This window comes from Paenibacillus sp. FSL H7-0703 (genome assembly GCF_038003485.1).
Classification (GTDB): domain Bacteria; phylum Bacillota; class Bacilli; order Paenibacillales; family Paenibacillaceae; genus Paenibacillus; species Paenibacillus polymyxa_B.
In genome coordinates, this window is record NZ_JBBOPF010000001.1 from 2,465,426 (window position 1) to 2,491,344 (window position 25,919).

Sequence of the window (25,919 nt, forward strand, 5' to 3'; positions counted from 1 at the left end):
TTCTTGTACAAGCTGCTACTGTATAAATGTATTCATCTGCGGCTTTATTGTCAACCTAATTATATTTCACAGGTTGACAATAAGAGCAAAAATAAGAGGCTTCACTTTATAAGCTCCACCATAAAACAGCCGTAGTTAATACAGCAGTCACAGCACATAAGTTGCCTAAACGCCCATTGTTCAGTGTACGAAGATATGTCCGTTCTGCATAAGCACCGAAACCTTTGCCCTCCATAGCCAGCGCCGTCTGCTGAACCCGTCTTACAGCATTCACCAACACGGAAGCCGCATACCCGCTCCACCATGATAACCGATGGCTCCACCCTCGTGGTGGCTCCTGTCCACGAACACGCCGTGCTGCCATAATGGTTCGCCCTTCTTCTTCCAATAAGGGGAGAAACGTCAGTGCCACTGAAATACCGAACGCAAACCGATAAGGAACACGCAAGCGCAGATTCAATGCCTGCACAAAATCTCGGGGATCGGTCGTCGAGAGATAGATATAAGATGCCAAAAACAACACAAAAATCCGCAACGTTAACGCCCCTGCGATGTCCAGTCCCTCTGCTGTAATCACAATGGGTCCCCATGCAGCCACGGTATGTCCTTCTCGAATCGCTAGGATAGACAGTATAAAATACGGGATGCCTAACCCAATCAGGAATGACATAGCCCGAAGCTGGCGTTCTAAGGGCAAACGTGCGCCCAAGCCAGCCACGGCAATCAGTACAGCCAAGAGAACTGCTTCCCGTAGCGTCGAATCCCAAACCATCGACAGGAGGCTAAAGCATCCCACCCATATTAGCTTACTTAACGGCCCTAGCTTGTGCAGTGGTGATGAACCGCCGTTATACTGAAACAGCATTTCGTTGTGCCTCCAGTCTGAGCCATTCTCCGTGCAGTAAAGAATACATCAGCATATCCTTAAAGCCTGTAGATGTATGCTGCACCTGCCGCAACAGTCCTTCCTGTGTCCAGCCCATCGAGGACAGCAGAGCTTGCGAGCCTGTATTGCGCGGGTCCACCAGCGCTTCGATCCGATTCAACCGAATCGTGTTATACCCGAATGACAGCACCAAGCGTAGCGCCTCAGTCATGTAACCCTGTCGCCAATAAGGCTTGGCTATCTCGTAACCAATCTCAGACTTATAAGCTCCCACTGTCTGCCAATAATTAAAACCACAGCTTCCAATCAACTTCCCGTTCTCCTTCAGCTCTATTCCCCAGCGCAGCGCATCCTCCGTCTTCGCCAGCTCATTCAACAGCTCAATCATATCCTCTGCGTCCTCACGTCCTGACATACCAGAAAGGTTCATATAACGGTGAACCTCCGGGTCAGACCAGCAAGCGAACATTGTAGCCGCATCCCCGCTTTCCATTCTTCGCAGCCGAAGACGCGGACTTTCCAGCGGTGGTATATGCCCCTTACATGCATATGCACACATGTTCAATCATCCTTCCAGCATTAAAATGACAATAAATATACGCTACATTTAAGCATACACCTTCAACAAACACAACCTTATTTAAAGCTGAGAAGCTTATATATAGAAGATGCCCTTCTGTTCCTAGGATTAGGAATTAGAAGGGCATCTTCTATATTATAAGAGATTAAACTGTGGTGCGAGTCGGTTTCTTCACAACATCCTTGTACAGTACGCCCAGCATCGACTGAATTTCCTGTAATTCATCGATCCCTGCGCCGGTAATGCTGAACATTTCATCATGCGGTGTCAGAAAGTTTTCCTGCGTCAGGTTTTCAAGCTCCTGCTTGACTTCACGTTCTCCGACACGGTAACCGCGCTCTTCCAACACAGGTTGAATATCTCTTACCGTGAGATCGTTCTGATGTGCATAAGAAAGCATCTGTATACGGATAAACAAGTTCTGAACATCTGCATGCATAATTGTAACTCCTCCCTGGCCTAGGCCACCATGTTACACTGTTTTTACCCATAGAGGATAAGCTGGAAACAGATGAGGGCAACCCTCACTGAATTACTTTCTATATTGTTTGTCCCGCTAAAACGTATAGCTTTCCCCTTCCCAAAATGATTCTGTACAGAGGTTAGAGTACGGAGTGTACGAAAAGGTTACAGAGTGATTTTCCACTTGACTGAATATATACAATCGTTATATCTTGAATTAATTAACCAATGGTAAAAGTGAATTGGATAATTACCTATTTTTTACGATATATACAACACTTTATGTAAAAATTTAATGTTAGGAGCGTGAACCCTACATGTTTCAAGCTATTCCTTACGAAGGCACACGTCATGAACAATTCGAATCGGTTCTTGGACAACTCCGGGCACTTATTCATGATGAATCCAATACCATTGCCAATCTGGCAAATGCTTCAGCACTACTTGGTCATTTCCTTCCAGATATTAATTGGAGCGGTTTCTATCTTTATGATGGCACTGAGCTTGTACTTGGTCCTTTCCAGGGCTTACCTGCATGTATACGGATTCCATTAGGACGTGGCGTATGCGGTACCGCAGCAGCAGAACAACGAACGCTTGTTATAGATGATGTACATGCGTTTCCAGGACATATTGCCTGTGACGCTGCTTCCAATAGTGAAATCGTTATTCCGCTTGTCAAGAATGGGGAACTGATTGGAGTGCTGGACATTGACAGCCCACTAAAAGGCCGCTTTGATCACGAAGATCGTGTATTCCTAGAGGAATTTACGGCTATTCTGGTAGCCAGCCTATAACCAAAAATAGCGCATATATATCGTCTTCCTTCGCCACAATATAGGAGGGTCTGAAACCCAAAACTATCCGGCGAAGGAGATTGATGATTCATGTACAACAACATGGCTCCACAACAACAACTTCATCAATGTGAACAAATCATGCAGCAATTGGTACAACAAACACAGCAAGGAACTGCCATGTATCAGCAGTTGCTGCAACAGGAACAACAAAATGCATCCAGTCTTGAAAGCCTGGTGCAACGTGAACGAAGCGCAGCTCAAATGATCCAAACTGCAATTCAGCATCACCAGCAGGCTATGCAGCAATACCAGCAAGTGATTCAACTGTGTAGTCAGTTGGAAAACTCCATCCGTTCCAGCAATCAAATGACTCAGCCTGGATTTGGCGATAGCTTTGCTTCCCGCAGTATGCAACCAACCTCCTTTAATACAGGAAGCCACATGAATCACAGCTTTCCGCAACATATGGGAACGACTGGACAGCATTTCGCAAGCAGTGGCATGCAACATTACGGAAACAACAGTCAGCAAGGCATGAGAACAGCACAAAGCAGCATGTAAGCTGCTTTACACACAAAAAGGGTGAACAGCAGGCCATCGGAATTGGCTTGTTGTTCACCCCTTTGTTAATTTAATTCCCGTTCGGCTAAAACCTTCATCCCGTCTCGCAAATACTCAGCCAGTCCGGGGCGATAGCCTTCATACATTTTATTGAAATCCTCATGCTCTACATACAAGTCTCCCAGCCCACTATAAATTTCTGCTGTAGGGGTATAGAATCGGCTTACCCATTGAAGATGACGGCGGATTAGCGCCTGTACTTCTTCACTGTTATGCTTCAATCCTTTATTCATGGCTTCTGCCAGCCGCCGATGAATCTGGTCAGCCTCTGCCTGCGAATCCAAATAATCCTCTTTGCTCCAGTTCTTCGTCGCCGTCTTGCTCTCCTGAATTGTTTCCTGAGCCTCTTGACCATAACGGTCTGTCAAATCACGTTCATACATTTCCTGCTTTTCCGGATTAAATCCTTGGTACATGTGCTCTGGTTTCATTGCTTGTTCCCCTTTCAAATGAGCCACCGTTTCGTCGATGGTCTGTAGGAGAGTATGCAAGCGGAAGACTTTGGCCTCGACCTTGGCTCGATGCTCCTGCAAAACCTCGGCCTTTTGTTCCTTGGTTTGCTCCAGCACATTTCCAATTTCAGATAAAGGCAAATCCAGTTCCCTGTACATCATGATTTGCTGAAGCCTCAACAGTTGTTCCTGTTCGTAATAGCGATATCCATTATTTCCAATATGATGCGGTTTCAGCAATCCGATTTCATCATAATAATGCAATGTTCGTACGCTGATTCCCGACAGATTAGATACTTCCTTCACCGTATAAGCCATTCCGCTTCACCTCCCTTGTTTGACAGTGTACAGTCTCACGTGGCGTGAGAGTCAACGCCCCCACTTGCCCACCTTGGTACTACACTTTTACCCTGTAAGCGCGTTGTGAACCGCCCATTTGCCAACCATTTTCCATACTTACGACCTAGAATCTGCATCTTTAGAAATCTATGCAAAAAAAGCCCTCCAGCACGTATTCTCAAATATGCCGGGGGCTCCATATATTCGATTTGACTTTACCACTATTTACAGATCATACGATACCTAAGAAAGGCTTTTCCCCATAACCACATGATCATAAAAAGCTATCTTTTGAATAATTTTCTCCAAATTGTGCTGCGTTTGTGCCACATGTTCTTCTACTTTCTTTTTGTGGGCTACAAGGAAGTCTCTTCTCTCTTGGATTGTGGCTTCTCCTTTTACATTTAGCTCAAGGTATGCCTTAATTTCTTCAATGGTCATCCCTGTATCTTTCATAGCCATAAGGAACCTAATCCAATCGATTTGTTTTTCGGTATATACCCTTCTTCCACCTTCATCCCGACCCACATCAGGTAATATGCCTTCTTTTTCATAGTAACGAAGAGTAGATGCGGGCAATCCGCTCTTCATTTGAACTTCTTTAATGGAGTACATAGTTATTCCCCTCCTCGTTCTTTTATTTTCTCTTCAAGTCAGCTTTAACGATAAGTATAAGTTTTCATAGTAAAGAGTGCAAAATTAAGATTCCTACTACCTTGCAGCAGCGAGGCAACCTTCTTATGGCCCGTTAATCCAGATAGAAAATAGAACGTGGGCATTTGTGCCTCATAACGAAAATCGTCGACATGACTGATAATATCGTCCACAATCTGGTCGGTCTAGAGACCTTCACGTGCTAATCGAGTTAATACCCGCACTGCCTTATACTGCGTCCAATCGTACACACCAAACGCCACCTCATACAACATGGGAATCAATTGCCAACTAGAATAATCTTTATGAATATATATCGGAAATTCTTTATAATCTCCTCAACACGTTTCTCTCAATAATAAAACATATTTTGGTAATTACTTGTATACTTTTCAACAGTTTACTAAATATATGCGATTGCTTCTCTAAGCCTATTCTTTTTTATCATAACTATTTAGTATTATAAGGATATAAAAAAAGGAGGTTATCATTTGAAAAGTACAGGTATGACACGTCCCCTAGATGCGTTAGGTCGTATCGTTATCCCCAAAGAAATGCGAATTTCCATGGATTATAATGTGGGTGATCCTGTTGAGATTTTTGCAGATGAGGAAACTGGTATTCTCGCCTTTCGAAAATATACTGGGGTGACGTGTAAAATGTGTGGTTCAACAGAACAATTAACTTATTTTAGAGACAGCTTTATTTGCGGGGAATGTATTGAAAGTTTAAAAAAGGGAATACATTTTAGCCCTATCCTAAGACCAGCCAAGTCAGCTTTATCCAACTCACAACGATCTATTAAAGAGCCCAAACGTCTGCGGCGATCGACACAACAGATGATCGAAAGTCTAAAAGAATTAATGCAAAAACACCCCAATGCAGCACAGCACGAATATGCCAAAATACTTGAGGTTTCCCAAGCCCGTATATCCCAGCTCAAAAAAATGCTCTAACTACAGCTTGATACCCTACATAGATATACACCAGAGATTTCATCATGTGTAGCTACTTTTGAACCGTGATACGCAGCATCATAGCTAACCGACAAAACGCATGAACGTCCATGCGAAAATTCCACACTAGGTATAAAGAACCACTGCATGACTTGCAAGCGAGAACGCCTATAAGCAGAAGGCTGTGCTACATTTAATAATGGTTCCTGAATTAAAAAATGACCTTCTTTAATTAGAGAAGGTCATTTCATTTATTTATTCATTTTTCTATAGTAAACCACCGCACACTTCTAATAAAGGCAGCCGTCCAAAAGGGATGGACTGCCTTTTTTAATTAACGGGCTAACAATAGGGACCGTTGCAAAAATGCTCCTTTTTGTACTTTTTTGGGACAATGAATTTTTCCAAAAAAATATCTTGTAGCAACATTGCCCATTCCAACAAGTACGTTTGCACATATGATGTCACAAAATTCAATCTAAAGGAGAGATACACACCTTGTCTAAACATTCTTCTCATCGTTCGATGGGGCCGTTACAACCACATTTCGCGACCACTACTGAAGTGAGCAATTTTGTTAATTTATGGGGAATATTTACTGTGAATGGTCAACAGATCGTTGCTTTTGTAAAAAGCGTAGATCCCGCTAACAAATCAATGTTAGTGCTATATCCTAATGGTACACAATCATATATTGATGTAACTCAAATCAGTCAGGCACAAGGCCCTTATCCAAGTATGCCTTCTATTCCAGGACAAAGCAGTGGTCAGGGCGGTCATCAAGGCGGTGGATCGCATTGGCCTCCTCACGGTCAAGGCGGTGGTCAGGGTGGTGGGTCGCAGTGGTGGCCTCAACATGGTCAAGGCGGCGGTCAGGGTGGTGGGTCGCAGTGGTGGCCTCAACATGGTCAAGGTGGCGGTCAGGGCGGTGGGTCACAGTGGTGGCCTCAACATGGTCAAGGTGGTGGATCACAGTGGCCTTCCGGTGGATCTCGTAGCGCCAATCGGAAAAATCGGAAAAACTAATATCCACCCCTTATTGTTGCAATTGCCGCTTGCCATGAGCGAGTGTCGATTGGAACACATTCAATATTGGACCAACCCAAAAGGCATCGCCTGTAGATGCACGCGATGCCTTTTGGGTTAGCCACTGGCTACTTCGATTCCCCTAATTCTTAATCCTCTGGCTCTGAACATAAATATTAGGCTTTGCTGGCCATGTCTGCAATCTGGCGAAGCCACTTCTTACGCGTATTTTCATCAGATTGGGGTACCGACTCGAAAAATAGATGATACATGATATCAAGTCCGCAATATTCAAATATGCCTTTGTCAGACGTCAAGCGAAGGGCTTGATCCATACCATTGCTGGCATATTCCGCATGTGATTTTCCTTGCGTATTGAGGATAATAGCTTTCTTTCCCTTGAGTAATCCCATCTGCACTCCATTTACATATTTATAAGCAAATCCGTAAGAGAATACGCGGTCTATATACCCTTTCATAATAGCTGGCATCCCAGTCCACCAAATCGGATAAATAAGGGTGATTACCTCTGCCCATTGCAAAAATTCCTGTTCCCGTACAACATCTTCTCCGATTCCTCCAATGACCTCGCTGCTGCTAATCACAGGTTGAAAGTTGATTGCATATAGATCACGAACAACCACATCATGTCCTTTTTGCTTCAGCCCCTCGACTGCTGTGGTCAAAATTGCATGATTAAAGCTTCCCTCGGATGGGTGTGCGTAAATAATAAGATGCTTCATGTTCTCTCCTCCATTTACTTTAAAATAAGTGATTGATCAATTACTTAACTTCGTACTCCTTCAATTAACTGAATATGCTCAATCCATAGTTCCGATAAAGATACGTTCAGTAAACTTGAGCGGTATCCTGCTCATGAATATCACCTCCGTTGCTTGTTAATTAAGTTAGTGATTGATCAATTACTAATGATTGGCCTCAGTATAGTTTATTCCTTTTTACTTTGCAAGTGCTTTTTGTTCAACTTGTCAAAAAGATTATTTAAAGATCTGATCCCAAGGCAGTGTTATTATCGCTGTTCAAAGAAAATAAAGTCTCCCAGTTGATGTCCATTAAGGTGTGATGTCAATAATCACTTAATATGACTTTAAAATGTCATGTTATAAGGTGTATGCTACCGAGAGAGGTGAAGCGTATGCCGTTAAGCAGACATTTTGAAATCGTTTATATGTTACTCCATAAGAAAAAAGTGACTGCTGATGAATTGGCAGAGCATTTTGAGGTTTCCACACGAACGATTTATCGGGACATAGATACCTTAAGCGCAGCTGGGATTCCCATCTACAGCAGTAGAGGCAAGGGGGGCGGAATATCATTGATGGAGGGTTATGTCTTTAACACCTCTTTACTGTCCGAGCAGGAACAAGATGATATCTTAATGGCCCTTCAGAGTGTAGCTACAGCTACCATCCCACAGGTAGAAGAAGTGCTAAACAAGTTGAGTAGGCTTTTTAAAAAAGACATGGGAAACTGGATCGAAGTAGATTTTTCGCCATGGGGAAGCCAGAACAGCCAGAGACAGCTATTCACTCTTATACGCAACGCAATAATCACAAACCGTGTTATAAAGTTCCGCTATTATAACGTCGCCGGGGAACAGAGTTATCGTAGCGTCGAACCTGCCAAGCTCTTGTTTAAAGATAAATCCTGGTATGTGGAAGGTTACTGTTTAAATACCGAAAGTCATCGTGTATTTAAGATTAGCCGAATGAAAGAGATTGCAGTTACCGAAATTAGTTATGAGCCAAGAACAGTCGTAGCATCTACAGATACAAAGATGAACGACTTGCTTCATACCATAGAAGTAACTCTTCACATTTCTGCTCAAGGAGCTTACCGCGTATACGATGAATTTGCCGAGAAAACAATTACTCAGAAGGAAGACGGCTCTTATACCGTCACAGCACAATTTCCTGTAGGCAATTGGCTGGACAGTTATCTGCTGTCCTTTGGTCCCCTCCTTATAGAGGTTAGCCCCGAACAAGTACGTACAAGAATATTGTCTCATTTAGAAACGATGAAAAGAAATTTAAATGATCCTCTATAATATGACACCATGTAGTCATATTATTACTGCTATGATGAGTTTGAAGTTATCGCTCACAACATACTCACCATAGGAGGTTGAAGGATAAATGAATCCACATAGAACCCTGCCACCGGTAGTAGAAACTTACTTTACATCAGCGAACAAATCCCAGCTTGAAGTACTTACTTCCGCTTTCGATAAAGATGCGTTGATCTTGGATAATCATCGCGAAATCAAAGGTATGGAAGCCATAAAATCATGGTGTGAAGCAGAAATATTGAGGCCGAATGTCACCTTTGAGATCGTGGATATGGATGACAGTAATAATACCATCGTCGTAATTGCGAAAGTAGACGGAGACTTTGATAAATCAAATCTTCCCGATCCACTCCTACTTAAACATCAATTTCTAGTAAACAACAATAAAATTAAAGAACTGATTATTACACTTCCGTAAAGGAATTAAAAAAATAAGAAAGGGAAAATGAATATGCCCGCTTATGTTGTTTTTATACGTGAACAGAGTACCGATCAAACTGAACTCCAACTCTATTCTGAGTTGGCACCGGCAGGTTTGGCGGGACATTCCGTCAACCCCCTAGCAATGTATGGCGCATACCAAGTCCTCGAAGGACCCGCTATTGAAGGGCTGGCCATCTTGGAATTCCCCACTTTTGAGGAAGCACAAGCTTGGTACTTTAGTCCAGCCTATCAAAAAGCCCTAAAGCATCGACTGCGCGGAGGGCGTTACCGGGGTGTCATTGTCGATAGTTTGTAAGGTTCGCAAGACTAGTGAACTCGGAGTGGAGATACCTAGAGGTATTTCTCAACCACATTGTAAAATTTAGGAGGAATTATTCGCATGAGTTTTCAATTAGAAAACATTTTAAGTGAGTTTAAAGGCAAAAGAGCCTTGGTCACAGGCGGTACCAAAGGAATGGGAGAGGCTATTGCTAAGAGACTTACGGCTGCAGGTGCTACCGTAATAACTACGGCTCGAACGACTCCAGTTAATTTAGAAAATCCAGACCTGTTTATTCCAGCCGATATTAGTACGCCTGAAGGTGTAGATAAAGTAGTAAACAGTGTTCTTGAGCGCCTAGGCGGTGTAGATATTCTTGTCAACAATGTTGGAGGCTCGTCAGCCCCATCCGGGGGAGCTCTTAGCTTGACAGACGAGCATTGGCAGCAAACTTTTAACGCCAATCTGTTTGCTGCCGTCCGTTTAGACCGTGGACTGCTGCCGGCTATGGTGGAAAAGGGTTCCGGTGTTATTATTCATATTTCATCCATTCAACGTCGCTTGCCGCTATATGATGCAACATTGGCTTATGCTGCAGCCAAAGCAGCTTTAACTACTTACAGCAAAGGGTTATCCAAGCAGTTTTCACCTCAAGGCATTCGTATTAATACAGTTGCGCCAGGCTTTATCGAAACGAAGGCAGCACAAAGTTTGATTGATCGGATTGCTGAGACGACAGGTGACCGAGAAAGTGCATTAAAGCAACTGATGGATTCGTTGGGAGGAATTCCAATTGGTCGTCCAGGACTACCAGAAGAAGTCGCTGAGCTTGTTGCTTTTCTGGTATCCGACCGGGCCGCTTCAATTACAGGAAGTGAATATAATATTGACGGCGGAACAGTTCCAACGGTCTAACACTTTATTTTCATCTGACAATCGCGCAGAAGGTGAAAAAAAGCCCATCTAATGAGCAGACATACGCAAAACGTATTATCTATGTCCATCAGATAGGCTTTTATATAACTACTACCGTTTAATAACGACCAGCTTTGTTTCCAGCATTTCTTCCATGGCATACTTTACGCCTTCTCGTCCAGTGCCGCTTTGCTTCACACCACCATACGGCATATGGTCAACACGGAAGCTTGGAATGTCATTGATTACCACGCCGCCAACCTCAAGCTTGTCCGCTGCATCCAGCGCGGTCGTGATATCACGCGTGTAAATTCCCGCCTGCAGGCCATAAATCGAATTATTCACATGGTTTACGGCTTCATCTATAGAGCTAACAGAATGAATCAGCACAAGCGGGGCAAACACTTCACGACAGGACACCTTGGAAGTCGGGTCCACATTAAGCAAAACCGTCGGCTCCAAAATACCTCCCTTAGCTTGGCCACCCAGAGCGATCCTCGCACCTGCTTGAACTGCTTCTTCCAGCCACTCACGGACACGTTCGACATCCTTGGCTGAAATAAGCGCGGATACATCCGTGTCCGGCTCTAGCGGATCTCCAATTTTTAAACGTTGAGTTGCTTCTATAAATCGGGATACAAAGGTATCATACAATTCATCAGCAACGTAAATACGCTGAACTGAGATACATACCTGCCCCTGATTGGCAAAGGCTCCACTCACACAACGGTCGATGACCGCGTCCACATCCGTATCACGGTCGATAATAACGGCCGCGTTGGAACCCAGCTCCAGCGTGACCCGCTTCAAGCCAGCCTTGGAGCGAATTTCTGTACCGACCGCCGGGCTACCGGTAAAAGTGATATAGCTGACGCGCGGATCAGTGACAAGTACGTCGCCAATGGTTTTACCATCGCCGCTGATCACGTTAAGAGCGCCCGCAGGCAATCCAGCCTGCTCCAGCAGCTCTGGGATCAGGTAAGCCGACAACGGCGTCTGCTCCGCAGGCTTTAATACGACCGTATTGCCTGCTGCCAGCGCGGGACCCACTTTATGAGCGACCAAATTCATCGGGAAGTTAAATGGTGTAATAGCTCCGACTACCCCTACTGGTTCTTTGAGCGTGTAGGCCATACGACCCTCGCCGCCCGGTGCGGCATCCAGCGGAATGGTTTCCCCGTGAATCCGTTTGGCTTCTTCAGCTGCGAACTTGTAGGTTTGCACCGTCCGATCAACCTCCGCCAGCGCAGCCTTCCATGGTTTTGAGGCTTCACGTGCAATGATGCGCGCTGCATCCTCACGCCGCTCTTCCAGCAGGTCAGCCAGCTTCTCCAAAATGGCTGACCGCTGGTGCGCTGGCATGGCCCGCATCTCCGAGCGTGCATCAGAGGCCGCTTGAATAGCAGCCTTGGCATCCTCTGACGTGGCCTCTGCCACCTCAGCAATGATTTCCCCGGAATACGGTGATTTCAACGTCGTGTACGATGAAGTAGCTTTCCATTCTCCACCAATAAATAAATGCTGCTGCATGCTTTTCCCTCCTTCTCTTGATCTCAACGTTCCTTTTACCATCTATTTTACCGTCAACACCGGACAAGGTGCATGCTGAATCACCTGATGGCTCACACTACCAAGTATCATCTCGGAAACAAGTCCTTTGCCCCGCGTTCCCATAATGATCAAATCCGTCTTTTCCTGCTTTGCACTTTCGCAAATGACACTCGCCGGATCACCATGACCCGCCAGCATACGGTAAGAAATACCCTCGTCCTTCAAATAGTCGGATGCAGGTTCCAAGATATGACGACCTTCCTCTTCGATCCGCTCATCCACATCAACCCCAACCGGGGGCTCATTCATGGATAAAGCCGGGTTTACATGCAATACAGTCAGATGCGGATTCCCCTGAAGCTGCTTAGACAACGTTTTGGCTGTCTCCAGCGCCTTCATAGCGTGTTCCGAACCGTCAATCGCGACTAGAATATGTTTGTACTCGCTCATACTCTTTTCCTCCTCAGAAGTTCAATCTTAGTGTGCATCCACTTGAATATCCTGCATATGTCGACGACGTACGATCAGCACAGCTACACCAATCAGTACCATCAATGCTCCAAAATAAAACGGGGTTTCTGCTGAGTACCACTCTGACAGCTTCCCTGCAAGCCACGGCGAAATTGCCCCGCCCAAAAAACGCATGAAGCTGTAGGCCGCAGATGCTGTCGAGCGCTCCACTGGAGCAGCCTGCATAACAGCAGTTGTAATCAATGTATTGTTAATTCCCAGAAAAATACCAGCTGCAATGACGGCGACAATGACAGTCGTTGGTGAACCAGCTATCGTCCCAATCGCCATAACACCTAAATCAATGGCAAACAGCGTCAGCATGATACTAATGGAAGATACCACGCTCAAGCGTGCTTGAATCTTCGGTGCTACAAACACCGAGGTAAAGGCCAGCATAATTCCCCAGCCAAAAAACACATAACCTAAACCATGCTCGTCCAGATTCATTACATATGGAGAATACGCCATCAACGTAAAAAATCCAAAGTTATATAACAACGCTACAATACCGAGCGTGAGCAAAGCCGGATAACTGAGTGCTTTGAACGGATCGGCAATGGAACCGCGTTTTTTGGGCTTTGGAATCGAAGGCAGCATAAATGTAATGAACAAAAATCCCACTACCATCAGTCCAGCTACACCGAAAAACGGACCGCGCCAGGAAATGGAACCTAACTCACCGCCCAGCAGCGGACCCACTGAAATCCCCAGGCCCAATGCCGCTTCATACAAAATAATTGCTTTAGCTGTTCCAGAAGTGGACAGACCTACAATCGCAGACAACGCTGTTGCGATAAACAAAGCGTTCCCCAAACCCCAGCCTGCCCGGTAGCCCACAATTCCGCCAACTGTATTGGCTGTGCCGCCCAGTCCGGCAAACACAATAATAAACAAAATCCCGGTTAGTAGTGTCCATTTGACACCCAATCGACTAGATACAACGCCCGTAATCAGCATCGCAACGCCTGTTACCAGATTATAGCTGGTGAACAGCAATGACACTTGGCTTTTCGTAGCATGAAGCTGATCGGCAATGGCCGGAAGAATCGGATCGACCAATCCCAGACCCATAAATGAAATAACACAAGCAAAGGTAACCGCCCATACCGCTTTGGGTTGAGACAGCAAGCCTGAGCGTTCTTTTAACTCTTCAGGTAATGCATGTTGTGAACTCATATTATGATGTTACCTCCACATCTGAATGTAAATGTTCTTGTTATGACGGGTCGTGATCAAGCTCCTCATCCAGAAGAACCTTGCGTTCACGCACCCTAACCCGTAACTCCTCTAACTCAGTCTGGAGCATACGGATGCTGTTGATTTTTCCCTCCATTAATTCCAACTGTTCGTTCAGTGTACCTTCCATATCCTCCAACATGGCCCGTCGCTCATTCGGTTGCAAATGCTCCGTTCGCTCGCGATATTCCTCCCGCTGACCCTTAAGCATTTCCGCTGCGGACATGTAACGCTGAAGCTCTTGCAAGGAGAACCCAAGTACTTCCTTGGCACTGACTATTTTTTTTAGTAAATCCACATCCTCCTGCGTATATAGGCGCATATTCCCTTCACTACGCTGCGGAGAGGGCAATAATCCGATTTCCTCATAATAACGAATGGTTCGCTTCGTCAGACCACTTTGCTTGGCGACCTCATCAATTTTATACGTAACCATGACACCCACCTTATGAAAAAGATTATATATAAATACTACGCCTCTATAACGTTAACGTCAACGTAAACTTTTATATAAAAAAGAAACCGCCTCTATTAGAGACGGTTCCTATTGGCTTGCACGGTCATAGACCCGAGCATCGGTGCTCAAGCCCATGAATATAGCTTTAGATGAAAATGGTACGTGTGATGATAACCAGCAAAATGAAGAGTACCAGAATAACACCAGTGGAAGTAAACATGTTGTAGCCACCACCGCAACCTCTTTCTACTTCACCCATCTTAAGTTCCTCCTCCCTCTGTCGATTACAACAAATCGCCCGAAATCAGATTCATGAGCTACGAATTAGATAACGAATGCTTTGGAAATAATAACGAGCAGAATGAAAAGTACCAGAATCGCTCCTGTAGATGTAAAAGCTCCATAACCAGCGCCTACTCCAGACATGGTGATTCCTCCCTTCATGGTTTACAAGAGCATCTTATGCTTATGCCATCATTCATGATAGGGACAAATGCCGCGCCTGCCGCCCAAATCTAGGTTGGGATTGTATAGTCCTGTTATTCTTCGGACCCGAGCATGCCGTGATACAGGAGGTTTCGTGCCTGCTTGGCAAGCACAGACGGACTTTCACGTCCAGGCAGCAATTTCGTTAACGTCAGCCGTTCAATCAAGCCGATCACACATTCTGCTGTCAGTTCAGGGTCCAGTTCCTCACGGCAGGAGCCCCATCGTTGCGCCGCCAGCAGATGCTTTTTGATATGCTCGGCCATTTCTGCCTTAATGCGCACCGAGTCTGCCGCCTGGTAAAATCCGACACGGGTAATCGCCGGATTATTAGACAACACGCGAAAAATAGCTTCCAAAAACACTTGTCCCCGTCTCAAAATTTCAGCCTCGCTTAGGTCTGGGCCTATCTTCATGCTTTGTACCGTATCATTCACCAAAGTACGGAAGCTCTCCACAAGCTCCTCGTACATCTGTTCCTTGCTTTCAAAATGAATATAAAAATCCGGCTGCGTCAATCCTGCACGTGCCGCGATCGAACTTACCTTTGTCTGATAAAACCCCGTCTGAGCGAACTCTTCAGCCCCCGCTTCCAGTAACAACCGTCGACTCTCCCGACTTCTGACTCCTGCTCTCATCACGGTCTTGCCCCCTTACGCCACAAATCTATCGTATTATAAAGTTCCTTTGCAGTAAGAACAACGGGCTTGAGGATGATATATACCTGTCCTTCAAAAGTCCTAATACAGAAGGACTGAACGTTTTGGAAAATCAAGGGCATCTCCCTATAAGGTATAATTAACCAATTGGACGGTGAGCGAGCAGGAATTATTAAGCCGAGTGATGAGGACAATATTTGCGCATCATCTCAATTGTTGTCAGATCATCATCCAGCCCCCGTTGTTGCAAGCCGTCGATAATCTGCTGACGTTCCTGATCTTTGACATTTTGACCGAATTTAAACTTGGCAGTCCATTCCTCCGGTACAATTTTGATCAGAGCGACCCCTTTCAAACGTGAAGCATACCGAGAATCGCTGGCATCAATCGTGTCATACCCGCCTTCCGGTTGCAGCTTACTCATAAAAATGGAAAAGGCCGATGCTTTTTCTTCCAAATCCACTACATGCTCCGCATGACCACGCACGGTAATACTTTTAAAAAATGATGTCGCAGGACATGCCATATGTTCATCCGTAAAATAAGACGGAATGAGCGCATATTCTTTGGCGGCTGAAAAAGTAACCCGATTATCCTCTTTCATCCGTTCCATCTTTTCTCCAGCACGGCTGCCATGAATATAAAAAACGCCGTTTCCATAAGCGAAATTCAAGGGAACCACACGCGGAAAACCATCCTCGCTGTTCATGCCTAAAAATCCGAAACTGACCTCGCTCAGAAACTGCTCTATTTCCTCTTGTTCTGCCACCGTAAATTCTTTTCTTCTCACAGGGAACTCTCCTTCCATCTATTGACCAATGATACATTTCAGATTATGTTGAAAATGGATTCATAAAAAGATCCAATATGAACGAAAATGAGTGGTCCAATCGAAGGAGAAGAGTATGGATATTACGATTGCTTATCAGCGTGCGCTTCAAAAGTATCATTTAAAATATTTGGCATTGTATCATGCTCTTCGTGAGGGAATCCTCAATGGTTCCCTAGCCAGTGGTATGCGTCTGCCTTCCACTCGTGATCTGGCTGTGATGTATGGAATTTCGCGAGGGAGCGTTAAAGAAGCATACGATATGCTGTTGGCAGAAGGATATGTAGACTCGGCAGTAGGCAGAGGAACCTTTGTTATGCAACAGACAGCGACGCTGCCCGACAAATTTCTAATCAACCAGCAGAACCAAAATTCACCTGTTGCAAAACAAAAAGCCCCTGCTCTATCAGCATGGGGACAACGAATCATGCAGATCGAAAGGGAACGAAACTTACAGTCGTCTCCTGCTTCTGCTACAGATAAAGACAGTGCGAAACCGCCTTTGATTTCTTTCCAGGCAGGAGAAGTTGTATTGGAGGGCAATTCACAGATCGCATGGAAAAGCGCAATGACTGCCGCTGGAAAAGATCTGCAAAGGCCCTCGGCTGATACGACGACTGCACCAGTGAACGGTGATGAATGGCTGCGCGAAGCGATTTGCCATCATGTTGGCAGAACACGCGGAATAACGGCTACCCCGGATCAAGTCGTATTATGCAGTGGTTCCATGGAAGTGATCACGTTATTAAGTCAGTTGCTTATTCATGAACAAGATCGAATTGTATTGGAGAATCCCTGTTATTCCGGCATCTATCGTGCAGTTACTGCCTCAGGCGGACAGATACATGCTGCTGAAATGGATCAACATGGAATTGTCCCACAGGATTGGGATTCCAAATTGCTGTTTGTTACGCCGGGACGTCAGTTTCCAACGGGTGCTGTGTTGCCATTAGCACGCCGTCAACACATTTTGCAATGGGCAGCATCCCAAGGAGCGTGGATCATTGAGGACGATTATGACAGTGAATTCCGCTGGGCAGGACGACCCATTGAACCATTAAAAGCACTGGATTGCGCGGAATGTGTCATCTATGTCGGCTCCTTTTCCAAAAGCATGTTCAGTAGCCTTCGACTCGGGTTTGCAATCCTGCCCGTTGAATTAGCCCAAGCGCTGACAGCTGCCAAACGACTATACGATCCCCTGCCGCCTGCCCGCTTGGAACAGCGCGCACTGGCACGTTTTATGATGCGCGGCGACTACGTTCGCCATGTGCGTCGGATGACTCGAATATACAGATCACGCTACGACGTGTTCCAGCGTGAAATACAGCAGTTGAGCGAACTATTTCACTGGCATCAGAACGATTGTGGACTACATGCCTATGCCATCTGGAAGCATGAGTCTGCCCAGTATCATCATTTGATGCAGACAGCACGATTTTACGGAGTCACATGGCGTGATGCCGCCGATTACCAACTGACACCGGGACCTCCATCTGCCTGCTTTATCTTTGCCCATTTAACGGAGCAACAAATTATTGAAGGGTTTAACCGTCTGCGCCAGGCTTGGGACCATATTAAAAATCAATGAGGAATTCCCTTATTTAATCACTAGCCCCAACAGCCCTACAAATGATGAAGCCTGATGCGGTGAAATGATGCAGCCATTCAAATCTTCTATATCCACCTGCAACCCATCAAATTCGCAATCGCTCAGATCAATCCCTTTGAGCTTGGACCCGGATAGCATCGCTTGATCCAGATTGCAACGGTTAAAAAAGGTCTTTTGTAGTGTTAAATGATACAGATCGGCACTTATTAAAGAACAATCTTCAAAACCAACTTGCTTAAAATTAGCAAAACGAAACATCGAATAATCCCCTAAGCAATCCGAAAAGCGAACGTTTTGGAGCCTGCTTCTGGAGAAATCTGTTCCAAGCAATTTACAGTTTCTGAACTCTACCCGATGGATAAAGGAACCTGAGAAATTAACATTCGATAGATCGCATTTATCAAAAATGACGTCTGTCCATTCACTTTCCGGTAATGACGATTCCATGATCGTTACATTTTTAAAAGTCATCTTCTCTAATGAAACCTTAACCGCTTCCACATTATCCAAAATCATATCCTCTACAGACCCCATACGATATTCGCCCTTGGATCGTAAGGAATACATTTCTTCATTTAATACGGGCAAGTCGACAGGAATCTTCGGCAACTCCATTTTAATTTTCATAATACCTCTACCTCCACGATTGAGAGCCCTCTAGGACATTTATATGAATCTATTTTCTATCAATTCTCATACATAGGGTAGCAAAAGTATTTCTCACACATATATTAACGTTGTGAGCACTCTCACGAACCTTTGTTAGGAGGTTGATAGCATGGCAATACAGCTATCTAATCAAGTGTTCTCCATCTCTGTCGGAGATTACGGCGATCTCTCTTCCTTACGGCTGGTAGGGGACACTTTTAATACCAACTATGTCATGAACAGTTCCAACGCACCTAAACAGAATACGTCGGATCATCAGTGGCTAGGTGAACTGATGTTCACCTATCGTCTCGGCAACGGAGCGTGGACTCGGGCATGGACAAGTAATTCTGCTGATGCGCGCCAGATCACCTCTTCTGGAAACAGTGTCCAGGTAGCCTATCAGAATTCATCAAACAATCAGGGAATACGTAATTTCATTTTACATGAAACTTATTCGTTGGTTAACGATTATTTGCACTGGCAAATGAAAGTAACGAACACCTCTAATCAAACGTTGGAAATCGGAGATTGGGGACTGCCGCTTCCGTTTAACGAGTACTGGTCCGGCGGCAATAATGAACAAATTTATGAAACCAGAGTACTCTCACACTCCTTTGTAGGCCATAATAGCTCCTTTATTACCGCCGGACGACCTAGCGGCATCGGACCGTATGTACTGCTAATCCCTGATGCCTCAACGGGTGCTGGTCTCGAATATCAGGACCATTGGAGAACTGAGGAGCATCCCGGCAGCACTTGGGCTATGGAGCAAGGCGGCTGGTCCGAAGGACTGAATGTGTTCTATATCCACTCCAATGTCATCAAGAGCACCAACCGTGGTTATCTCGGAAGCACCAGTCTGTGGCTGGCTCCTGGTGAAAGCAAAACGTATGCCTTTAAATTTTATAAAGTAGCGGACGAGCAGGCTGTAAAGGACAGGCTGTACAGTGAGGGACATGTGGATGTGACCGTGGTTCCGGGTATGATTGTCCCGACCAATCTCAAGGCCAAATTCGATCTGCATACCAGCAAATCCATTACCTCTGTCACAGCGCAATATCCGTCCGAAACGACCATCAGCTATCTGGAAACAGCCCCTACAAACCATAAAATATATGAACTTACACTGGGACGACTGGGACATAACAATATTACTGTAAACTATGGTAACGGCGAAAAAACCGTTCTCCAGTTCTATGCCATCGAGCCAGTCGAAGCTGCACTTCAGCGTCACTCTACCTTCATGGTCAACAGCACCCAATGGAACGTGCCGGGCGACCTGAGGGACAAGGTCTTTGATGACTGGATGATGCAATACAAGGCCAAACGCAACAGCTTTGCTGGCTACTGGGGCTGGGGTGATGATTGGGGACTAACTCACGGCCAGTTTCTGGCGGAGAAAAACGTTCAGAAGCCCGTAGCATCTGAAATCAAGGCAGTCGATGATTATTTGGAGGTGGCCATCTGGACGAATTTGATGGAAGGCCATCATACCGATTATCTGGTTCCTGATTTCCTGATGCCGCAGCCTAATACGACACCAACGTACCGGGGCTATGCCTATCCGCACATTTATAATACATTTTTTAGCATGTATAAACTTGCCAAGCTGTATCCCAACCTGATCAGCTATCGCAATAGCAAAAACACATATTTGCTACGTGCTTATCGTATTTTTAAAACGTTGTATGAAGGCCCTGTTGCTTATAATTGGAACACGGGACTCATGGGTGAGCTAACTACACCTGATATTATTAAAGCGCTTCAGGAAGAAGGCTTGACCACCGAGGCTAACGACCTGATTGCCAAAATGGCTACCAAGTACAACAATTTCAAAAACACCACCTATCCTTATGGCTCTGAGTATAACTATGACAACACAGGTGAAGAAGCCGTATATACACTCGCCAAAATGAACAACAACACGACCATGATGAGCAAAATCAACGCCAAAACGCGTGCTGCACGCGGTCATATGCCTGTCTGGTACTATTACGCCGATCCGGTCACCATCACCGGAGAGAATTGGTGGAACTTCCAGTACACCACCTCACTGGCTGGCTATGCGATGGATGACTGGACACGTCGGCATTCGTCCAAGCCCGAAGTGGATCAGCGTCTGTCCTATGCCGCCAAGCTGGCGAACATCGGGGCGATTAACTCGGGACAGATCAGCTCTGATCCTGCCAATATCGGGGCGGTATCGTGGACATATCAGGCGGGCAAGGGCAATTATGGCGCACTCGGTCTGGACGGCGGTCCCCTCTTTAACGGATGGCGCGGCATGTCCGGGGAAGCCGACCTGGGGCTGTTTGGAGCCATTAAAATCCTAAGCTCGGATGTGGCTGTAGATCCAATATTCGGCCTGTTCGGCTATGGATGTGACGTTACGGAAAGCAATAACAGCTACGCGATCACTCCAAAGGACGGTGTATTCCAACGACTGCATCTGATCACCCAAAAGCTGAGTGTGGAGCTGAATCGGGACCAATATAGCTTGGCCAACGTGTCCAAGTCCAAGAACAATATCCGCCTGACACTGAAAAATATGACCCCAGGCACGACTCATACTACCGTTATGAGCTTGACCGGACTCGCGGCAGGTACGTATGACGTGCTCGTAGACGGCACAAAAACCGGATCAGTCACGGCTGCTAACAGCTCTGCGACCACGGTCAGACTGAATATCGGTACGGCAGCCAACTATGATATCCGTATCCAGTCGAGTACAGACAACCCGTCTCCCGTCGGAGACATTGTAGCCCGTTATGAATTTGACGAAACGGCCGGATCTACCGCAGCCGATTCGTCAGGTTATGGACAGCAGGCCAGTGTAAGTGGAGGCGCGTGGGGAGCCGGACGGAAAGGCAATGCCCTGCACTTTAACGGTACAGACGCCTATGCTAGCCTGCCCGGTGGTATCGTTAGCAGCATAAATGACTTTACGATTGCCGCGTGGGTACGGGTGAACACGCATAACGGCTGGGCACGCCTGTTTGATTTTGGAGCAGGCACGGATCGGTATATGTTTTTGACACCCAAGGCCGAGGGAACCGGTATGCGTTTTGCTATCACCGTCTCGGGGAACGGAGAGGAACAACAGTTGAATGCACCAGAGCTGGCAACAGGGGGTTGGAAGCATGTCGCCGTGACTTTGTCAGGCAATACTGGAATGATGTATCTGGACGGTGTAGAGGCGACGCGTAACACGAACATGACGCTCAAGCCTTCCAGCCTTGGACTGACAGACCGGAACTACATTGGGAAATCCCAGTTTGATGATCCCTACCTGAACGGTGCAGTGGATGAACTGATTATTTACAACAGAGCCCTAACCGCTCAGGAAATCCGGGGCTTGGCCTCGGCAAGCAGCACCATTACAGCCCATGATGTGGGAGCCCATTCATATGCTGAAGGAGCAGATTAGAATATATTCATTCATGCCGTTAACGTTTTAGATTATGAATGATTTGTACCGTGAATGATTTGCGTCGTGAATCATTATCGTCATAAATAATTGGTATCGTGAATGATTCTTCCTATATTAGCTCCACCCCCGGATTACTTAAGTTAAGTCTATAATCAGGGGAGAAATCCGGGGAGATGATGCTTCCGAAGCAAGCAGTCCTTCGAAAGCTTTTAAAGCGACCGCTTTATCGGGACGATCAGCGGCAGCTTTTCCATCTGTAGGACGTTTAGCTTCGTCTAATGCGTGTCGTTCTTGGTCTTAAGCGAACCAGTTCCTCACTGGTGAGTTGCCTAGTATAGGAGCGAGGGGAAGAACCTGTATCTACCCTGAGCACCCTGCCTGCCCCGTTGGGGCGGGCTACCCGTGTGTTGAATACCTGCATCGCCCACTGCACCGGAAAGGCTATGGATAAGCGACCATCTGCCGTGCCTGCATAGTTGACCGCAGCTGCATAATTATCTGACTGTCTGAGCCATACAGAGCCAGAATCCCCAGGTAGTGATACGGGAGTCGTACCTCTAATAACCGTCTGATCTTCGAAGGTCAGCAGGCCCAACTCTCCGCCATAATTGATTTGCAGGTCCGTATAGACGGACTCTACCGTGCCATTGACCCGTCCGGTCGTACGCCCAACCTTCTTCAATCTTTCTCCTATGCGATATGCGGTAACATGACCTGGAATCGCTCCTACCGTAGCGTAACGCGGATTGAGTAGGTTGTTACGGGTCGGAAGCGAAAGCGCCGCATCAATCAGGTTTGTACCGGTGGGATTCAAGCGTACGTAACGATACAGCCTTCCTATACGATCCTGAGTAACCGTCCCCCCATCGGCTCCGCCTGGCTGTATTGTAGCCTCCCGATTGTCTGTATTGGAGGGATTGAGGACATGGTTATTGCTAAAAAGATAACGCGTCGCCGGCGCTCCAGTTGGGGCAACGATGAGTCCGGTTGAACCAGAGCCTTCAATCGTCCCGACACTGTAGCCGGCGATGACCGGGCGTATGCGCACTTTGTAGTCCGTGGCATTGGCTCTGATCTTTCCAGTTTTTACAATTCGGACTGGAACGTTCGTTTTCTTTCCTAAGGCGGTGGCCGACAGGAGTCCAGTAGAGGCCGACGCTAGACGGTCCGTATACACAATGACAGCGGCTCCCTTTTTGGGATGGGCAGGGTCCCTGTATCCTACGCCAATGCCGTGGACACCGGACATTTTTAAGACTCGCTTGGCCATCCGCTTTTTCACTTGAAGCGCGGCCGAGAAGGTAGCCAACATAATCATCTCCTTTTACATTCAGATGAAATATTGTATGGCTAGAGACGCTTCACGTTCCATTTGATCTTACGATCGCTGTATTGAAAAGCATATGAAAAAATTCCAAAAAATGGTATACTCATTTCCGAAATTGACATCTTATCATTGGATCTTAATGTTCAAGGAGGTACTTTATGTTTTCAATCATGTTGACATACAGCATACAAGCCATTGCAATTTTACTAATTATCTTTGAATTGTTGAGAAAAAACAGAAAAAAAATAGGCTGGGGATCACTTTCACTGCTGTTATCTCTTCTTGGCATGGCTGTTTCTTTCGAATTTGGCAATTACATATTGGGAGACCAGTTGCTTTCCTTTTTAGGATTGCCCACCTGGTCTAACAGTGTTGATAATACTAGGTTTCACTACACCATTTATCTATCCAGTATTTTTTTTATTCCCAGTTTAATCATTGGATATAAAAATCCTAAGGAGTTTGGAGCTACAATCGGAAAACGGATTTCCAGTATATATCTAACTTTGATCATCATTTCGCTTTTATTTTTTATTATAAGTATTTTCTCGAAGTAACGTTGGATGTGCGTCGTTCCAAAACAAAAGCCTTCCTCAGCGGGGGGGTTCTGTTTTATCACATTAATTCCGAACAATCCTGGGTGGGTAATTAGATCAAGGAGCTGATATTATCTATAATTCATTTACCTCCATATTTTTTGCTGCGTTAACTGCAATCACCCTCATAACGTTGCCAAAATTAGAAGCTAGGGTGAGTAAGAGAACAATGTTGAAAGTGAGAATTTCCTTAATAACAACAGTTCTGCTGATCGGAGTCGTGTTGTATATCATTGACCCTCAGTGGTGGATCATTGTAGCCTTTGCAATTTCGTTTGTAACCCTTCCTATCTTTTTATTGAAACGTTGGCGCGAAAAAAGCTGAATCAGAGAAAAAGCCTTCCTTGTTGATAGGAAGGCTTTCCACCTTATCCCTTAACCGCTCCCTCTGCGATGCCCTCCATAATGAATTTCTGAAAGAATGCATAGATCAGGATAACCGGGATGGAGGTCAGCACGAGTGCGGCCAGAATAAGCGACCAATCCTTGTTGTACTCTCCAAACAGCATATTGGTCGAGAGAATCAGGGTGTAATGGTTCACATCCGTCAGCATTAACAATGGAAGCAAAAAGTCATTCCAAATCCACAGAAAATCCAAAATCGCGATGGTAACTGTGATTGGCAGCAGCAAAGGAAATATAATGCGAAAGAACGTTTGAAACTCATTACAGCCGTCCATTTGTGCGGATTCTTCCAGCTCACGCGGGATGGATTTGACGAATCCATGATACAAAAAGATCGCCATATTCACACCCAAGCCGATATAGATCAGGGCCAAGCCGTACGTACTGCCTTGAACGGACAAATCTTTTGCCATTCGCGTAAGCGGTATCATAATAGAGTGAAACGGTACCAGCATCGATGCGACAAACAGGAAGAAAATCGCACCGCTCAGTTTCCCCTGTGTACGAGACAGCTTGTAGCCTGCCAGTGCCGAACAGATCACAATGCCACCAATGCCGATAAAAGAAATAATCGTGGAATTAAGGGCGCTGTTCAGCAAATGAGTCTGATGAAAAGCCTGACTGTAATTTTCAAAGTGAAGCTTCGTCGGCAGCGTCGTAAAGGATGCAAACATCTCACCCTGTGTTTTAAACGAGTTAATTACCGCCATGTAGATTGGGAAGAAGGACACGACAGCGCCCACGCACAGAATCAGCGTAACCAGCAAGGAATTGGCTTTCTTCAGCCTCATGCCTCCACCTCCCTCTTCTTCATGACACGCAGCTGAATCAGGGTGAAGATTAGAACGATCGCGAACAAAATAACGGATTTGGCACTCGCATAACCATAACGGAAGTTGTTGGAGAAGGCCTCCTCATAAATGTTCATCGTAATCACCTGTGTACTGCGCCCCGGCCCCCCGCCAGTCAATCCGTATACGACCTCATACACCTTGAAGGCACCATTCAGCGTCAGGAAGAAACAGATCGTAATCGCATGAGTAATCATCGGCATCGTTACGCTTCGCAATGTCTGAAATGCGTTCGCCCCGTCAATAATAGCAGCCTCCTTCAAGCTTTGTGGTACACCTTGAAGCGCAGCCAGATAGATGATCATCATATAGCCGACACCATTCCAGAGCGACACAATAATGATAGAGAAGAAAGATACTTTCGGATCGCCCAGCCACGATTGGCCCAGAAAGGCGATAGCCGTCTTTTCGGCGATCTGTGGCAGCACGGAAGAAAAAACGAAGGTCCACATAAATGCGCTAATAATGGTACTGATCATATTGGGCATGAAAAATATTGTCCGGAAAAATCCTTTGGTACGTGTACGCGACTCAATCAACACTGCCAATGCCAGTGCCAGTACATTTTGCAGCACAATCATCACTAATACGTATTTAAGAGTAAACCAAAGGGAATTAAGAAAATCGGGGTCTTCCTTCAACGATTCCACAAAGTTCCCCAAGCCGATAAAGCTGTAATTGGGATTCAAGCCGTTCCAGTCTGTAAAGCTGTAGTACATGCCGCTGATCGTTGGAATGAGCAGGAAGATAGCATAAAAGATCAGCGCCGGAGCCGTAAACGCCAGTAGCATGACGTATTTTTTATAGATTTTAAAAGGCATGGAGTCTCTCCC

Annotated in this window: 28 protein-coding genes; 11 read left to right on the forward strand and 17 right to left on the reverse strand. The window is 45.8% G+C overall.

What is annotated here, in order from left to right:
• Positions 1 to 106: 106 nt before the first annotated feature.
• The 3 genes from MHB46_RS10720 to MHB46_RS10730 form a co-directional block, all read right to left on the reverse strand.
• The gene (locus MHB46_RS10720) at positions 107 to 865 is read right to left on the reverse strand and encodes an energy-coupling factor transporter transmembrane component T family protein (RefSeq protein ID WP_341162304.1); all 759 of its coding nucleotides are present in this window, start codon (positions 863 to 865) and stop codon (positions 107 to 109) included.
• Positions 849 to 1,445, reverse strand: a complete 597-nt coding sequence (locus tag MHB46_RS10725) for a GNAT family N-acetyltransferase (protein ID WP_341162305.1) — start codon at positions 1,443 to 1,445, stop codon at positions 849 to 851. Before MHB46_RS10725 ends, MHB46_RS10720 begins: the two co-directional genes overlap by 17 nt.
• 166 nt (positions 1,446 to 1,611) lie before the next feature.
• Positions 1,612 to 1,905, reverse strand: a complete 294-nt coding sequence (locus tag MHB46_RS10730; RefSeq protein WP_341162306.1) for a hypothetical protein — start codon at positions 1,903 to 1,905, stop codon at positions 1,612 to 1,614.
• A gap of 340 nt (positions 1,906 to 2,245) precedes the next feature.
• Between MHB46_RS10730 and MHB46_RS10735 the strand changes: the two genes are divergently transcribed.
• Both MHB46_RS10735 and MHB46_RS10740 read left to right on the forward strand, forming a co-directional pair.
• Entirely contained in the window at positions 2,246 to 2,725 is a 480-nt protein-coding gene (locus tag MHB46_RS10735) for a GAF domain-containing protein (RefSeq protein ID WP_025719270.1), read from the forward strand.
• A 90-nt stretch (positions 2,726 to 2,815) separates the two neighbouring features.
• Complete coding sequence (locus tag MHB46_RS10740) at positions 2,816 to 3,289, forward strand: hypothetical protein (RefSeq protein ID WP_250267424.1); 474 nt, start codon at positions 2,816 to 2,818, stop codon at positions 3,287 to 3,289.
• A gap of 65 nt (positions 3,290 to 3,354) precedes the next feature.
• On the opposite strand, the gene MHB46_RS10745 is transcribed toward MHB46_RS10740, so the two are convergent.
• Together MHB46_RS10745 and MHB46_RS10750 are read right to left on the reverse strand one after the other, a co-directional pair.
• Positions 3,355 to 4,119, reverse strand: a complete 765-nt coding sequence (locus MHB46_RS10745; RefSeq protein ID WP_254327348.1) for a MerR family transcriptional regulator — start codon at positions 4,117 to 4,119, stop codon at positions 3,355 to 3,357.
• Between the two features lie 264 nt (positions 4,120 to 4,383).
• Positions 4,384 to 4,755 (reverse strand): MerR family transcriptional regulator, encoded by a 372-nt coding sequence (locus MHB46_RS10750; protein ID WP_069291070.1) that lies wholly within the window; start codon positions 4,753 to 4,755, stop codon positions 4,384 to 4,386.
• Between the two features lie 530 nt (positions 4,756 to 5,285).
• Between MHB46_RS10750 and MHB46_RS10755 the strand changes: the two genes are divergently transcribed.
• Both MHB46_RS10755 and MHB46_RS10760 read left to right on the forward strand, forming a co-directional pair.
• The gene (locus tag MHB46_RS10755) at positions 5,286 to 5,750 is read left to right on the forward strand and encodes an AbrB/MazE/SpoVT family DNA-binding domain-containing protein (protein ID WP_013308700.1); all 465 of its coding nucleotides are present in this window, start codon (positions 5,286 to 5,288) and stop codon (positions 5,748 to 5,750) included.
• 498 nt (positions 5,751 to 6,248) lie between these two features.
• Positions 6,249 to 6,776 carry a hypothetical protein gene (locus MHB46_RS10760; RefSeq protein WP_341162307.1) on the forward strand — a complete coding sequence of 176 codons (528 nt, stop codon included), beginning with the start codon at positions 6,249 to 6,251 and terminating at the stop codon, positions 6,774 to 6,776.
• A 176-nt stretch (positions 6,777 to 6,952) separates the two neighbouring features.
• Here MHB46_RS10760 and MHB46_RS10765 read toward each other — a convergent pair whose 3' ends face one another.
• A complete protein-coding gene (locus tag MHB46_RS10765; protein ID WP_322161474.1) occupies positions 6,953 to 7,519 on the reverse strand; it encodes an NAD(P)H-dependent oxidoreductase in 567 nt (188 codons plus the stop codon).
• A gap of 413 nt (positions 7,520 to 7,932) precedes the next feature.
• Here MHB46_RS10765 and MHB46_RS10770 point away from each other — a divergent pair, with 413 nt between their 5' ends.
• The 4 genes from MHB46_RS10770 to MHB46_RS10785 all read left to right on the forward strand — a co-directional run bounded on the left by MHB46_RS10770 (position 7,933) and on the right by MHB46_RS10785 (position 10,483).
• Positions 7,933 to 8,844: a helix-turn-helix transcriptional regulator gene (locus MHB46_RS10770; RefSeq protein WP_254327346.1), complete on the forward strand. Its 912-nt coding sequence runs from the start codon at positions 7,933 to 7,935 to the stop codon at positions 8,842 to 8,844.
• An 88-nt stretch (positions 8,845 to 8,932) separates the two neighbouring features.
• Entirely contained in the window at positions 8,933 to 9,283 is a 351-nt protein-coding gene (locus MHB46_RS10775) for a nuclear transport factor 2 family protein (RefSeq protein ID WP_341162308.1), read from the forward strand.
• Positions 9,284 to 9,310: 27 nt separating this feature from the next.
• Complete coding sequence (locus MHB46_RS10780) at positions 9,311 to 9,604, forward strand: DUF1330 domain-containing protein (RefSeq protein WP_341162309.1); 294 nt, start codon at positions 9,311 to 9,313, stop codon at positions 9,602 to 9,604.
• An 84-nt stretch (positions 9,605 to 9,688) separates the two neighbouring features.
• Positions 9,689 to 10,483, forward strand: a complete 795-nt coding sequence (locus tag MHB46_RS10785; protein ID WP_341162310.1) for an SDR family oxidoreductase — start codon at positions 9,689 to 9,691, stop codon at positions 10,481 to 10,483.
• Positions 10,484 to 10,594: 111 nt separating this feature from the next.
• Here the strand turns inward: MHB46_RS10785 and MHB46_RS10790 are convergent, their stop codons facing one another.
• The 7 genes from MHB46_RS10790 to MHB46_RS10820 form a co-directional block, all read right to left on the reverse strand.
• Complete coding sequence (locus MHB46_RS10790; protein WP_341162311.1) at positions 10,595 to 12,013, reverse strand: aldehyde dehydrogenase family protein; 1,419 nt, start codon at positions 12,011 to 12,013, stop codon at positions 10,595 to 10,597.
• 42 nt (positions 12,014 to 12,055) lie between these two features.
• Positions 12,056 to 12,484 carry a universal stress protein gene (locus tag MHB46_RS10795; protein ID WP_061831288.1) on the reverse strand — a complete coding sequence of 143 codons (429 nt, stop codon included), beginning with the start codon at positions 12,482 to 12,484 and terminating at the stop codon, positions 12,056 to 12,058.
• A 27-nt stretch (positions 12,485 to 12,511) separates the two neighbouring features.
• Positions 12,512 to 13,723, reverse strand: coding sequence for an MFS transporter (locus tag MHB46_RS10800; protein WP_341162312.1), 1,212 nt, complete (start codon positions 13,721 to 13,723; stop codon positions 12,512 to 12,514).
• A gap of 40 nt (positions 13,724 to 13,763) precedes the next feature.
• Complete coding sequence (locus MHB46_RS10805) at positions 13,764 to 14,219, reverse strand: MerR family transcriptional regulator (RefSeq protein ID WP_013308689.1); 456 nt, start codon at positions 14,217 to 14,219, stop codon at positions 13,764 to 13,766.
• A gap of 345 nt (positions 14,220 to 14,564) precedes the next feature.
• The gene (locus MHB46_RS10810; protein ID WP_014599460.1) at positions 14,565 to 14,666 is read right to left on the reverse strand and encodes a hypothetical protein; all 102 of its coding nucleotides are present in this window, start codon (positions 14,664 to 14,666) and stop codon (positions 14,565 to 14,567) included.
• A gap of 113 nt (positions 14,667 to 14,779) precedes the next feature.
• Entirely contained in the window at positions 14,780 to 15,364 is a 585-nt protein-coding gene (locus MHB46_RS10815) for a TetR/AcrR family transcriptional regulator (protein ID WP_043882439.1), read from the reverse strand.
• A gap of 193 nt (positions 15,365 to 15,557) precedes the next feature.
• Positions 15,558 to 16,175, reverse strand: a complete 618-nt coding sequence (locus MHB46_RS10820) for a pyridoxamine 5'-phosphate oxidase family protein (RefSeq protein ID WP_341162313.1) — start codon at positions 16,173 to 16,175, stop codon at positions 15,558 to 15,560.
• A gap of 115 nt (positions 16,176 to 16,290) precedes the next feature.
• Here MHB46_RS10820 and pdxR point away from each other — a divergent pair, with 115 nt between their 5' ends.
• Entirely contained in the window at positions 16,291 to 17,805 is a 1,515-nt protein-coding gene (gene pdxR, locus MHB46_RS10825) for a MocR-like pyridoxine biosynthesis transcription factor PdxR (RefSeq protein ID WP_341162314.1), read from the forward strand.
• Between the two features lie 9 nt (positions 17,806 to 17,814).
• Here pdxR and MHB46_RS10830 read toward each other — a convergent pair whose 3' ends face one another.
• Complete coding sequence (locus tag MHB46_RS10830) at positions 17,815 to 18,453, reverse strand: pentapeptide repeat-containing protein (RefSeq protein ID WP_341162315.1); 639 nt, start codon at positions 18,451 to 18,453, stop codon at positions 17,815 to 17,817.
• Between the two features lie 151 nt (positions 18,454 to 18,604).
• On the opposite strand from MHB46_RS10830, the gene MHB46_RS10835 reads away from it, so the two are divergent.
• Positions 18,605 to 21,904 (forward strand): DUF5695 domain-containing protein, encoded by a 3,300-nt coding sequence (locus MHB46_RS10835; protein WP_341162316.1) that lies wholly within the window; start codon positions 18,605 to 18,607, stop codon positions 21,902 to 21,904.
• 268 nt (positions 21,905 to 22,172) lie between these two features.
• Here the strand turns inward: MHB46_RS10835 and MHB46_RS10840 are convergent, their stop codons facing one another.
• On the reverse strand, positions 22,173 to 23,219 hold the full coding sequence (locus MHB46_RS10840) for a hypothetical protein (RefSeq protein WP_134904622.1): 1,047 nt from the start codon (positions 23,217 to 23,219) through the stop codon (positions 22,173 to 22,175).
• Between the two features lie 173 nt (positions 23,220 to 23,392).
• On the opposite strand from MHB46_RS10840, the gene MHB46_RS10845 reads away from it, so the two are divergent.
• Positions 23,393 to 23,791, forward strand: coding sequence for a hypothetical protein (locus tag MHB46_RS10845; protein WP_341162317.1), 399 nt, complete (start codon positions 23,393 to 23,395; stop codon positions 23,789 to 23,791).
• 407 nt (positions 23,792 to 24,198) lie between these two features.
• On the opposite strand, the gene MHB46_RS10850 is transcribed toward MHB46_RS10845, so the two are convergent.
• Both MHB46_RS10850 and MHB46_RS10855 read right to left on the reverse strand, forming a co-directional pair.
• Entirely contained in the window at positions 24,199 to 25,026 is an 828-nt protein-coding gene (locus tag MHB46_RS10850) for a carbohydrate ABC transporter permease (RefSeq protein WP_028541047.1), read from the reverse strand.
• Positions 25,023 to 25,907 carry a carbohydrate ABC transporter permease gene (locus MHB46_RS10855; protein ID WP_023986930.1) on the reverse strand — a complete coding sequence of 295 codons (885 nt, stop codon included), beginning with the start codon at positions 25,905 to 25,907 and terminating at the stop codon, positions 25,023 to 25,025. Before MHB46_RS10855 ends, MHB46_RS10850 begins: the two co-directional genes overlap by 4 nt.
• Between the last annotated feature and the right edge of the window lie 12 nt (positions 25,908 to 25,919).